This window comes from Mycobacterium sp. AZCC_0083 (genome assembly GCF_014202335.1).
In the GTDB taxonomy this organism is placed as follows: Bacteria; Actinomycetota; Actinomycetes; order Mycobacteriales; family Mycobacteriaceae; genus Mycobacterium.
The window spans coordinates 167,185-179,117 of sequence record NZ_JACHGP010000007.1 but is presented as its reverse complement, the minus strand read 5'-3'; the positions used below and the strand labels follow the sequence as shown (position 1 = coordinate 179,117).

At 66.9% G+C, this 11,933-nt stretch carries 12 protein-coding genes; 6 read left to right on the top strand and 6 right to left on the bottom strand.

The features are described 5' to 3' along the window. Positions 1-65: 65 nt before the first annotated feature. A complete protein-coding gene (locus HNP02_RS18660) occupies positions 66-803 on the top strand; it encodes a VIT1/CCC1 transporter family protein (protein WP_184441179.1) in 738 nt (245 codons plus the stop codon). Positions 804-835: 32 nt separating this feature from the next. Here HNP02_RS18660 and HNP02_RS18655 read toward each other — a convergent pair whose 3' ends face one another. Continuing rightward, complete coding sequence (locus HNP02_RS18655) at positions 836-1,447, bottom strand: TetR/AcrR family transcriptional regulator (RefSeq protein WP_184441177.1); 612 nt, start codon at positions 1,445-1,447, stop codon at positions 836-838. A gap of 186 nt (positions 1,448-1,633) precedes the next feature. Here HNP02_RS18655 and HNP02_RS18650 point away from each other — a divergent pair, with 186 nt between their 5' ends. The 3 genes from HNP02_RS18650 to HNP02_RS18640 all read left to right on the top strand — a co-directional run bounded on the left by HNP02_RS18650 (position 1,634) and on the right by HNP02_RS18640 (position 4,143). Further along, a complete protein-coding gene (locus HNP02_RS18650; protein ID WP_184441175.1) occupies positions 1,634-2,569 on the top strand; it encodes a phytanoyl-CoA dioxygenase family protein in 936 nt (311 codons plus the stop codon). Further along, positions 2,566-2,991: a RidA family protein gene (locus HNP02_RS18645; protein WP_184441173.1), complete on the top strand. Its 426-nt coding sequence runs from the start codon at positions 2,566-2,568 to the stop codon at positions 2,989-2,991. The genes HNP02_RS18650 and HNP02_RS18645 overlap by 4 nt, the downstream gene beginning before the upstream one ends. 261 nt (positions 2,992-3,252) lie before the next feature. Beyond that, positions 3,253-4,143: an APC family permease gene (locus HNP02_RS18640; protein WP_184441158.1), complete on the top strand. Its 891-nt coding sequence runs from the start codon at positions 3,253-3,255 to the stop codon at positions 4,141-4,143. Positions 4,144-4,149: 6 nt separating this feature from the next. On the opposite strand, the gene HNP02_RS18635 is transcribed toward HNP02_RS18640, so the two are convergent. Both HNP02_RS18635 and HNP02_RS18630 read right to left on the bottom strand, forming a co-directional pair. After that, on the bottom strand, positions 4,150-5,361 hold the full coding sequence (locus HNP02_RS18635; RefSeq protein WP_184441156.1) for an MFS transporter: 1,212 nt from the start codon (positions 5,359-5,361) through the stop codon (positions 4,150-4,152). Between the two features lie 32 nt (positions 5,362-5,393). Beyond that, positions 5,394-5,840, bottom strand: a complete 447-nt coding sequence (locus tag HNP02_RS18630) for a MarR family winged helix-turn-helix transcriptional regulator (RefSeq protein ID WP_184441154.1) — start codon at positions 5,838-5,840, stop codon at positions 5,394-5,396. Between the two features lie 119 nt (positions 5,841-5,959). Here HNP02_RS18630 and HNP02_RS18625 point away from each other — a divergent pair, with 119 nt between their 5' ends. After that, a complete protein-coding gene (locus HNP02_RS18625; protein WP_184441151.1) occupies positions 5,960-8,002 on the top strand; it encodes a DUF2232 domain-containing protein in 2,043 nt (680 codons plus the stop codon). After that, positions 7,999-8,829 (top strand): energy-coupling factor transporter transmembrane protein EcfT, encoded by an 831-nt coding sequence (locus tag HNP02_RS18620; RefSeq protein ID WP_184441149.1) that lies wholly within the window; start codon positions 7,999-8,001, stop codon positions 8,827-8,829. Before HNP02_RS18625 ends, HNP02_RS18620 begins: the two co-directional genes overlap by 4 nt. Here the strand turns inward: HNP02_RS18620 and HNP02_RS18615 are convergent. From HNP02_RS18615 to HNP02_RS18605, 3 genes are read right to left on the bottom strand one after another with little or no spacing between them, the layout of a single operon-like run. Next, positions 8,826-10,202: a sugar ABC transporter substrate-binding protein gene (locus HNP02_RS18615; RefSeq protein ID WP_184441147.1), complete on the bottom strand. Its 1,377-nt coding sequence runs from the start codon at positions 10,200-10,202 to the stop codon at positions 8,826-8,828. The two genes, HNP02_RS18620 and HNP02_RS18615, sit on opposite strands and share 4 nt — an antisense overlap. A 10-nt stretch (positions 10,203-10,212) precedes the next feature. After that, positions 10,213-11,040, bottom strand: coding sequence for a carbohydrate ABC transporter permease (locus HNP02_RS18610; RefSeq protein WP_184441145.1), 828 nt, complete (start codon positions 11,038-11,040; stop codon positions 10,213-10,215). Next, the gene (locus HNP02_RS18605) at positions 11,027-11,902 is read right to left on the bottom strand and encodes a sugar ABC transporter permease (protein ID WP_309241613.1); all 876 of its coding nucleotides are present in this window, start codon (positions 11,900-11,902) and stop codon (positions 11,027-11,029) included. Before HNP02_RS18605 ends, HNP02_RS18610 begins: the two co-directional genes overlap by 14 nt. Positions 11,903-11,933 lie beyond the last annotated feature (31 nt).

The following is an 11,933-nucleotide window of genomic DNA, read 5'->3' as shown; positions in this document are numbered from 1 at the left end:
TGATGTGGCAAACCCAGGGCATCCTGAGTGACCGCCCGAATTCGGGCAGGGGTTCAATCGTGTGCATGACCGAGCCGGACAGTTCGGAGCCGGGGGCGACGACCGGGCTGCCCCACCAAATCGACCACCGGCACGCCGACGTGACCGGTGGCTGGCTGCGCGCCGCGACCTTCGGCGCGATGGACGGATTGGTGAGCAACACCGCCCTCATCGCCGGGGTGGCGGCCAGCGCGAGTGCGAACGCCGTCGTCCTCAGCGGCGTGGCTGGCCTACTCGCAGGCGCGTTCTCGATGGCACTGGGGGAGTACACGTCGGTCACCACGGCCAACGAACAACTCGAGTCGGAGGTACGCGTCGAACGGCGGTCGTTCAGCCGGTATCCCGACGAGGAGCGGGCCGAGTTGGTCGGGATGCTGATGCACATGGGACTGACCGAGGACACCGCCACCAAGGCCGCCGAAGAGATCCACCGGGACGAGACCCGTGCGCTGAACTTCCATCTCGTTCAGGAGTTGGGCGTCGACCCCAGCGAGAAGCCGTCGCCGTGGGTCGCGGCCGGTTCGTCGTTCGCGATGTTCGCCATCGGCGCGGTCGTCCCGCTCATCCCGTACCTGCTCGGCTACGAGTCGTTGTGGCTGGGCTTGGCGTGCGGCGGGCTTGGCCTGCTCATCGCGGGCGGCACGGCGTCGCGCTTCACCCGCAAGTCGACGTGGCTTGCTGCCTTGCGGCAGTTGGCGTTCGGCGCGATCGCGATCGGTGCCACCTACGTCGTCGGCACCCTGATCGGTACCGCGATCACGTAGTCGGGTCAGCTGTCGCTGCCCACCACACGCCTCTACAGCAGGAAGCGGCCGAGATATTCGACGCTGGCGCGGGACATCTCCGCTAGCAGGCTCGTGTCGCCAGTCGGCTCGTTGCGGTACGCGAGGTCGAGTCCCTTGTCGATCATGCCGACGAAAACCTGCGTGACGACACGTAGGGGAACGTCGGGCGCATCGGGCCGGATCGCGGTCGCGCTCGCCGCGAGGTAGGCGGCGAGGGCGTCATCGTGAAGTCGGTTGGCCTGCAGCATGCGACCGCTGAAATCGGCGGAGAACCATAACGATCTGAAACCCGGTGAGGCGTCGAAGAAGTCGATGACGACGTCAAGGCCCGCTGCCACTCGGGTCCGCCAATCAGGGCCGCCCAGGCTGAAACCAACTTCTTCCCAGCGACCGTCGAGGTCTACCAACCCGGTAACCATGATCTCTTCGAGCAGCGCCTGGCGGTCGTCGAAGAAGTTGTATAGCCAACCGATGGACACCTCGGCGCGCGCGGCCACCGCGGTCGTGGTGACGGCCTCGGCCCCGCTCTGGTCGAGGAGTGCGGCGGTGGCGCGCAGGACGCGCTTCATCTTCTCCTGGCTGCGGGATTGGGTGGCCGAGCGTCGAGCACCGACTTGCGACATCACCGGCACCATGAGCTGCGACAACGAGGCTGCGGCGGTTACGTGCTCTTTACCGATCGGCAGCGGCTCAGAAACCTGAGAATGATTCAGTTTCACTGTCAACGACGCCGCCTCATCGGCGAGGTTCCCACCCGTTTTCCACAGGATCACCCTACCTCTGCGCTATCTCGCGATCGGAGTTGCTTCATGCCCAAATACCACCTGCCGCCCACCGCGACGTCTGCCGAAGTTGCCGCTGAAATTCGCGCCAACGGCTTCGTCATCGTCGACAATCTCGTCTCGAACGAACTCATGGACCGGTTCGCCGAGGAGATCGAGGAGCACATCGACCTCACGCCGACGGGCAACGACGACTTCGTCGGCCGGATGACCCGACGCACCGGCTCGCTGATTCCTCGGTCGCCCGCCAGTCGTGAGCTCGTCACGCACCCGCTGGTGCTCGGCGCTACCGCGGACCTGCTGTCCAAGGCCACGGTCTACCAGCTGCACCTCACCCAGGTGATCTCGGTCCTTCCCGGCGAGACTCATCAGCCCCTGCACCGTGACGAGCTTGCCTGGGACTTCTTTCCCTTCCCGCTCGACTACGACGTGCAGTGCAACACCATGTGGGCGATGACCGATTTCACCGTCGAGAACGGTGCGACCCGCATCGTGCCGGGAAGTCATCTCATCGAGGGCAAGCAGACCTACGAGGACGACGATCCCAGGATCGTGCGCGCCGAAATGGAGCGCGGCTCGATGTTCTTCTACTCCGGCAAGGTCTACCACGGCGCCGCCGCGAACAAATCTGCATCGGTTCGCCAGGGGATCAACATCACCTACTGCGTCGGTTGGGTCCGCCAGGAAGAGAACCAGTACCTGTCGACGCCCATCGAGGTTGCGCGCACGCTCGACGACGATCTGCTCAAGCTGATGGGTTACCAAATGGGTGGACTGGCAGTGGGTTACATCAGGGACTTCGAAGACCCGATGGTCGCGATCCGTGACGACATGCCGAAGAAGCAGTACGAGTTCGCGTCGCTGACCAAGAAGACCGACCACCTCAACTCGGATTACATGGACATGTTCCACGATGAGCTGGTCAACGCCGAAACCCCAGCTGCGGCAGGGGGAATGGCGTGATCACCCGCAACAACCCCGACGTCGGCTACATGGATGAATCAACCTTCGCACTCCTGGGATTCAGTCAGGTGGTCCGCGCCGACGGCACGGTCTACTACTCTGGAATCGCTCCATTCGTCGGCGCGCCACCGGAATTCACGGTCATCGGCACGGGATCGATGGAAGACCAGGTGCTGTTCTGTCTCGACGTCCTCGAGCGTTGTCTCGAATCAGAGATGCAGTCCCTCGACAATCTGGTCGCCGTCACGGTCTACGCAACGGACATGCCTGCTTCGATGGCAACGGCTGAGGTCTTCGCCAAGAGATTCGGTGCCGCACCTCCGTCGAGCACCTGGGTGGGAGTCACCGAACTTGCCCACCCCGATCAGCTCGTCGAGATCACCGCTACCGCAGCCGATCTGACCGACGGGGGCGCGAAGTGACTGCGAATCCCGAGGTCGTCGCGCCGCAGACGGCAGCAGGCGCGGAGGAACCAGGTCTGGCCAAGGGCGTCATCAGCCTGCCCGGCGTGCTGTTCGTGGCCATCGCCACGATGGCGCCCGGCGCGGGAGCGGCCTACGCGATCAGCACCGGCGCCTCGTTCGGGGCAGGCGCACTCCCGCTGTCCGTCGTGTTCGCCCTCGTCGGCAGCCTGTTGGTGGCCACCGCGATCGGCCAGATGGCCAAGCACATTTCGTCCGCAGGTGGGTTGGCTTCCTACGTCGGCACGTCCATCCATCGCCGCATCCGTGTATGGGTTCCTGGCCTTCATCGGCTTCGAGGCCGCGGCGCCCATGGCGGAGGAGACGAAGAATCCGCGCCGCACGGTACCTCGCGCAGTGGTGTTGTCCTGCTTGCTCATTGGCCTGTTCTACGTGCTCACCTCGTACGCGTCCTCGGTCTACTTCGGTCCCGCGAAGATGGCCGAGTTCATGAGCTACAACGGCGGGAACGCGTGGATCGGGCTGGCCACGACGCTGTGGGGCAACGGGTGGATCCTGTTGCTGGTGGTGTTGTTGATCTCGTCGTTCGCTTGCATGAACGGCGCGGCGCTGGCCGCGACGCGCAGCATCTGGGCGATGGGTCGCAGCGGAACGTTGCCGAGGTTCTTCGGGTACGTCCATCCTCGCTGGCGGTCACCGTCGAAATCCATCTTGGTCTTCTTCGGGTTGGGCACGGTCCTCACGCTGGTCGGCGGCTACACGTGGGATCCGGTGACGGCGTACGCGGTGTTCGGCACCGTGCTGACGGTCTGCGTGCTCCCGATCTACTTCGTGACGGCGCTGGCGTGCCCGGTGTACTTCCTGCGCTATCGACGCGGCGAGTTCAACGTGTTCCTGCACTTGATCGCGCCGGTGCTCGGGGCAATCCTGCTGATTCCCGCGTTCTTCGCAGGGGCGGGAATTCCGGTGTTCAGTTTCGCGTCGGCGCTCAGCTACCCGCTGAGCCTGGCAGGCCCGATCGTCGGCACCTGGTACGTGATCGGGTTCGGTGTGATGGTCTATTTGATGAAGCGGCGCAACGACAGTCTGGATCGACTCGCGGAGTCCGTCGATCCGGAACCGACGCCCGTCCTGGCTGCCGAAGTGGGGTGAGCCTGCTCAGCTATCGCTGCCGATCGTGACCGCGGTCGCCTCGTCGGTCAGCTCGTCGAGTTCGTCCTCTGCGTCATCGATGTGTGTCAGGTACGGGCGCGTGGCGACCAGGACGCCCGCGCCGAGCAGCACCGCCGCGGCGCCGACCCAGAACGGCAGGTGCGCGTTGAACGTCTCGCCAAGCACGCCGGCCAGCCACGGGGCGACGGCGCCGCCGCCGAACCGCAGGAAGCTGTAGGCCGCCGACGCCACGCCGCGTTCCACGGGGGCCGCCTTCATCACGGTCTCGGTAATGAGCGTGTTGTTGACGCCGATGAACAGGCCGGCCACCACGACGCACGTCGTCAGCACCGCCTTGCTGTCGGTGCCGATTGCCATCACGGCGAGAAGCAGGGAGAACGCGAGCAGGTTGAGGATGAGTATCCGCACGGTGCCGAACCGGTGCTGCAGGCGCGGCGCGACCACCACCGACGTGAACGCCAGCGCCAGGCCCCACCCGAAGAAGATGAGTCCGATCTGGTGTGCGCTCATGTCGAGGGGGAACGGTGTGAACGCAAGCAGGGTGAAGAAGCCAAAGTTGTACAGCAGCGCAGTGATTCCGACCCCGAGCAGCCCGCGGTGCTTGAGCGCGCGAAGTGGTTCGGCGAGGCCGGTGGCGCGTGCCGCCCGCGGCGTCGCGGGCAACAGGAAGACGGTGACCACCAGGGCAATGGCCATCAGGGCCGAGACGCCGAAGAACGGACCGCGCCACGAGATCGAGCCGAGCACTCCGCCGACCAGCGGACCTACCGCGATCCCGAGTCCCAGCGCCGCCTCGTACAAGATGATCGCCTGTGCCACCGAGCCGCGGGCGGAGTTGACGATGGTCGCCAACGCGGTCGCGATGAACAGCGCATTGCCAAGACCCCACAGCGCGCGCCACCCGACGATGCCCATCACCGTGTCGGACATGCCCGCGAGTCCCGCCCCGGCAATGATGATCACCAGCCCGATCAGCAGTGTCCGCTTCGGTCCGATTCGGCTGGCGACCACGCCCGTGATCAACATCGCCACGCCCATCACCGCCATGTAGCTGGTGAACAGCAGCGACACCTGCGACGGGGACGCGTTCAGGTTGTCGGCGATCGGTTTGAGGATCGGGTCGACCAGACCGATGCCCATGAAGGCGATGACCGAAGCGAACGCGACCGCCCAGACGGCCTTGGGTTGGCGCCACATGGGGCGGGTCCTCCTCTGGTTGGTGGCGGGGATCAGCGGTGCTGCTGTGCGTCCTCGAGAAGGCTGCGCATGACGCGTACCGCGTCGGCCAGGGTCTGACGATCGGCCTCGGGGAGGCGCTCCAGATACGGATCGATCACCGCACCGCGGTCGGCGCGGACGTCGGCCAGCACGGCGACGCCCTCAGGGGTGATGCTGATCAGGACGGCCCGTGCGTCGGTGGGATCGGTGATCCGCGAGACCAGGCCGGCGAGCTCGAGGCGGCGGACCTGTGCGGTCATGGTCGGTTGCGAGCAGTGATCCAGTGCGGCGAGATCGGAGATCCGTGCGGCATCCTGGTCCTCGATCATCGACAGCAGGCGGGCCTGGGCGTACGGCAGCTGCATCCTGACGCGTTGGGTGGCCAGCCGGTTGATTCTGGCGACCACGGACAGCAGGTCCGCCGCGAGCGCCGCATCGGTGGCGCTGGGCCGTGTCATGTTCCCAGTCATGCTTCCCATATTTACATAGAAATCCTATGTAGATCAAGAAGGCGAACAGTGTCCATGCTCACAGGCTGCTGAGAGGGTTCTTCGGAAACGACTGGCAGAATCGTGAAATGGGTGTGAACGGCGAGGGGGAATCTCGCCATGCCGGTTCGTTGCAACCGGCTGAGCTCGCCCACGCTGCCGTCATGGCCGCCCTGTCCGCGGCCACCGCGATCATCGCCGTCGTCGTTCCGTTCGCCGCGGGGTTGTCCGTGCTCGGCACCGTCCCGATGGGCCTGCTCGCGTACCGGTACCGGCTGCGGGTGCTGATCGCCGCGACCGTCGCAGGTGGCGTCATCGCCTTCCTCATCGCCGGGATGGGCGGATTCATGACGGTCTTCAACTGCGCCTACGTTGGCGGGGTGACCGGCATCGTCAAGCGCCGCCGCCGGGGCGCCCCGACGGCATTCGCCGCAGGCGTGGGCGCAGGCGTGGTGTTCGGTCTGCTCGGCGTGGGCGCACTTTTGGTTCTAGGCCGCCTGCGCAACCTCGTCTTCGATTCGATGCGGGCCAACATCAACGGCCTGGCCGCAATACTCAACCGGATACCCGGCCTGGAACCCCTGGCCTTACGGCTCAAGAGCGACTTCGCGACGATCCTCGACTACTGGCCGGTGTTGATCATCGGCTCGTCGGTACTCAGCATCACCATGGTCACGATGATCGGCTTTTGGGCGCTGTCGCGGGTGCTGTCCCGCCTGCTCGGCGTCCCCGACGTGCACAAACTGGACGTCACCGACGGACCGGGCCCCGCCGCGCCCCTGCCCGCCCGGTTGCGCGACGTGACGTTCCGCTATCCCCGGGCCAGCCACGACTCGCTCGGCCCGGTGTCGCTGGACGTGGCGGCCGGCGAACACGTCGCGATCACGGGTGCCAACGGTTCGGGCAAGACGACGCTGATGCTGCTGCTCGCAGGCCGCGCACCGACGTCGGGCACCATCGAACGCCCAGGCGTGGTCGGCCTCGGCCGGCCGGGCGGCACCGCGGTCGTCATGCAGCACCCCGAGAGTCAGGTCCTCGGCACGCGAGTCGCCGACGACGTCGTGTGGGGACTGCCGGCGGGCGCCGAGACCGACGTGCACCGGCTGCTCGCCGAGGTCGGTCTCGACGGGTTGGCCGAACGCGATACCGGCGGATTGTCCGGCGGCGAATTGCAGCGGCTGGCCGTTGCGGCCGCGTTGGCACGCGAGCCCTCCCTGCTGATCGCCGACGAGATCACCAGCATGGTCGACCAACAGGGGCGCGACGACCTCATCGCCGTCCTCTCGGGTCTGACGCAGCGGCACCACATGTCGCTGATGCACATCACCCACTACAACGACGAAGCTGACACCGCCGACCGGACGGTGAACCTCACCGGCAACGGCGGCACCGCCGACAACGTCGAGATGGTGGCGACCGCGCCCGCGCCAACGGGCAGCGTGGCCGTACACCACGGCGGCGCACCGCTTCTCGAGCTGCACGGCGTCGGTCACGAGTACGGCAGCGGAACGCCGTGGGCATCGACCGCGCTGAAAGACATCGACCTGGTCGTCAACGAAGGCGACGGCGTGCTTATCCACGGGCTCAACGGATCGGGCAAGTCGACGTTGGCGTGGATCATGGCCGGGCTCCTCGAGCCCACCACCGGTACGGCGCTTCTCGACGGCAAGCCGGTATCGGATCAGATTGGGGCCGTGGCGATCTCCTTCCAGGCCGCGCGGCTGCAGCTGATGCGTGGCCGGGTCGACCTCGAGATCGCCTCGGCCGCAGGGCTCGACTACCACGACCACTCCCAGATCGTCCGCGCCATGGCCGTGGTGGGCCTGGATCCGGCGCTGGGGTTGCGACGCATCGACCAGCTCAGCGGCGGACAGATGAGGCGCGTGGTGCTCGCCGGTCTGCTTGCCCGCCAGCCACGCGCGATCATCCTCGACGAGCCGCTGGCCGGGCTCGACGCCGCCAGTCAACGCGGCCTGCTGCAGGTGCTCGTCGATCTGCGCCGCAACGCGGGCCTGACGGTGGTCGTGATCTCCCACGACTTCCACGGTCTCGAGGAGCTCTGCCCCCGCACCCTGCATCTGCGCGGTGGCGCGATCGCCGCGACCCCGACCACTACCGGAGGAATGTCATGACGGCGCCCGCCGGACGTCAGCGCAGGCCCGTGGTTCTGCTGCGGCCGGTGCCGGGAAACAGTGTCGTCCACCAGCTGTGGGCCGGGACCAAGCTGATCGTCGTCGCCGGAATCGGTGTCCTGCTCACGTACTATCCAGGCTGGATACCGATCGGGTTGGTGGCAGTGCTGGTGCTGGTGACCGCGCGGCTGGCGCACGTGTCCCGCGGCGCGCTGCCGTCCGTGCCGCGCTGGATGTGGGGTCTGGTGTTCCTTGGATGCCTGACCGCCACCTTTGCAGGCGGCAGTCCGGAGTTCACCGTCGGGACGGTCACCGTCGGACTCGGCGGCGCGCTGAACTTCCTGCGGATCACGGTGCTCTCCATCGTCCTGCTGGGACTCGGCGCGCTGGTGTCGTGGACGACCAACGTGGCCGAGATCGCGCCCGCCGTCGCGAAGTTGGGCCGCCCGTTGCGGCGCCTCCGGCTTCCCGTTGACGACTGGGCGGTCGCGCTGGCGCTGGCGCTGCGCGCGTTCCCGATGCTGATCGACGAGTTCCGCATCCTGTTCGCCGCGCGCAGGCTGCGCCCGCGCGACGACGTCACCCGACCCGTCCGCAGGCACCGGTGGTCCACCGAGCTCGTCGATCTGCTGGCAGCCGCGATCACCGTGGCATTGCGGCGCGCCGACGAGATGGGTGACGCGATCACCGCGAGGGGCGGGGCGGGTCAGATCTCGGCGCAGCCGTCGCGGCCGAAATGGCCTGACGCCGTGGCCTTCGCGATCGTGCTCGCGTTGTGCGGGCTGTCGATCTACATCGAGGTGTTCACCCCGCTGGCGACGAGCTAGCGTTCGGCGGCCGCGTTGGCGGCGGTCTGCGCGGCGGCCAGGCTGTCGGCCACGCTGCGGCGGCCGAGGAACATCTCGTCGAAGATGGGCTTGAACGCCTGGTACCCGGCGGCGAAGCCGGGGCCGCCCGGCGCCGGGATGTGGGGTCCGTCGAGCACCTTGAAGAACGGGGTGACGTCGACGCCGCGGGCGGCCCAGTACGAGAAGTAGGCGGGTTGCGCGGCGATCACCGCAGGGATGGCCGCGCCGCTGACACCGAGATACCGATTGCCCTGAGGGCTGCCCATCCAGGCCATTACCTCCCGCACTGCGTCGGGATGCGTGGTCGCCGAATTACCCGCGGCGGCAATGCCGTTGGTGACGCTCACCCGCCCCGTCGGGCCCGCTGGCAGCATCGCCACGCCCCACCGGAACCGGGCCTGATCGGCGATCGCGGCCAGGTTGTAGGTGCCCGACTGGAACAGCGCCATCCGGCCGGACAGGAACTGATTGCGGGAGAAATCGCCGTTGTCGTTGGTGTCGGACGCCGGGGGAGCTACGTGGTCGTCGTTGATGAGTCCGACCAGGTACTGGAAGGCCTGCTGCGCCGCCGCGTTGTCGAACGCGAACCGGTCGCCGTCCTGGAACCCCCCACCGGCCGAACCGATGTAGTTGAGGTAGATGCCCTGCAGGTCGTTGGCCGCGTTGTAGCCCCACTGCCGGATTCGGCCAGGGTCGAAACCCGGTGTGCCGGGCCGGTTCCCGTCGGCATCGACGGTGAGGCGGGCGAGCAGGCCACGCAGCGTATCGCCATCACCCGGCGACCAGCGCAACCGCAGCAGTTCCTCGAGGCCGATGCCGGCCTGGTCGAGAAGGTCGGCGTTGAAGTACACCGCGATGCCTGCGTCGGTGAGCTGCGGCACGCCCCACAGCACGCCGTTGCGGGTGAACTGCGTGACCACCGACCGGTCCCACGCTCGGGCCGCACCTGGTCCCAAGGTCTGCCCGATGTCCAGGAGCCTGCCGTTGTCGGCGTAACCCGCGAAGTAGGCGTTCGACAGCCAGAACACATCGTCGGCGCCGCCACCCGCGACGTCGGTGCGCAAGGTGTCGAAGTAGGACTTGTAGGCGACGACGTTGACGCGGACCTCGATGTCGGGGTGCTCGCGGCTGAACTCCTCGAACGATTGACGGTACGCCGCAGCCACCTGCTCGTCCCACAGCCGAACCGTCACCACGGTCCGGCCGCCCGAGCCTCCTGTGTGGCCGAGCAGGACCGCGGCGACCATCAGCACAGCGAAGATCAAGGCCAGCGCCGTGGCGAACACAGTCGAGAACTTCGGCCTGACGACGACGGTGTCGCCGCCGCGCGCGGCATGACTCTTGGAAGTCATTTGAGCCCCGTCACTTGAGCCCCGTCACGACGATCGACGACACGATGTGACGCCCGAGCGCCACGAACGCCACGATCAACGGCACGATCGCCACCGTCGTCGCCGCCATCACCAGCGTCCACTGGCCGTCGTACCGCGACTGCAGACCCGCGGTCGCCACGGTCACCACCCGCCATTGGCTGCCGCTGGTGATCACCAACGGCCACATGAAGTTGTTCCATTGCGTCACAACGGTGATGAGCCCCAGCGTGACGAGGATGGGGCGGCTGGCGGGTAGCACGACGTGCACGATGACGTCCAGCGTGCTCGCGCCGTCGACGCGGGCTGCCCTGATCAGATCATTGGGGATGGTGCGGAAGTACTCACGGAGCAGGAAGATCGCGTACGGCGAGCCGAACATGAAGGGGAGCACCAACGCCCAGAACGTATTGCGAAGACCGGCCTCGGCCATCATCAGGTACAGAGGCACCACGGTGACCGTGGCGGGCACCATCAGCGTCGCGACGTACACCCAGAACAGTGCGTCGCGGCCGGGGAACTCCAGGCGCGCAAAGGCATACGCGGCCAGCACGGAGAACGCCAGCTGGCCGAGCAGAATCACCGCTGTCATCAACGCCGTCACCACCAGTGCCCTGCCGAATCCCGCATCGGCCAACCCGGTGTAGTTGGCCAGGGTCGGTGGTGCCGGCAAGGACAGCGGCGACTCGGTGTTGAACTGGCGTGCCGAGGTGAATGACGTGAGCAGGCCCAACCCGAACGGGACGAGCGTGATCACCGCGCCGACCGCCAACCCGAGGTAGACGGTCGCGTTCGAGATCGTGCGGCTAGGTGAGGTCATAGCTGATCCGCCGCCGGAAGTAGAGGTGCTGGGCGATGGTGACGCCAACCAGCAGGACGAACAGCACCATCGCCATCACCGCGGCCCGCCCCACCGCAGCCGCCCCGAACGCCTCGGCGTAGATGCGGTGGGCGATCACGTCGGTGCGCTCCTGGGGGCCGCCGCCCGTCAGTGCGTATACGGTGTCGAAAACCTGTGCCGCGCTGACGATTCCCGTGACAAGCACGAAGAACAGCGTCGGCCGCAGCATCGGCAGGGTGATGTACCGGAACCGTTGCCACGCCGTCGCGCCGTCGGTGCGGGCCGCGTTCTGCACGTCGGTGGGAATGGCCAGGATGCCGGCCAGGAAGAACAAGGTCACGTAGCCGACGTTGGTCCAGACGGTCACCGCCGATACCACCGGCAACGCCAGCATCGGATCGGTCAGCCACTCGATGCGCTGGCCAAGCACGGTGCCGATCGCACCGTCGGTGGGCGCCAGGATCCACCGCCACAGCACGGCGATCGCCAGCGGCGAGCAGATCCACGGCAACACGTACAACGTGCGGAACACCCCGCTGCCCGGCAGCCCGCGGGCCAGCAGCGACGCTGCGAACATGCCGAGCGCGGTCTGCACGGGCACCACCATCGCGATGAAGATCACCGTCACCACCAGCGATGTGCCGAACGACGAATCGGTCAGTACCGAACGCCAATTGGACAGTCCGACATAGTCGATCGGTCCCAACAGATCCCAGCGCTGAAGGCTCAGCCAAGCCACGACGAGCATCGGCAGCAGCAGGAACGCCACAACGCCGAACAGGCTGGGCGCCAGCAGCGCATATCCCAGCGCGGCCTGCCGTGCCCTGGCGCGACGCTTCACCCAGCCATTAAAGGCCATCGACGCCCGTCGG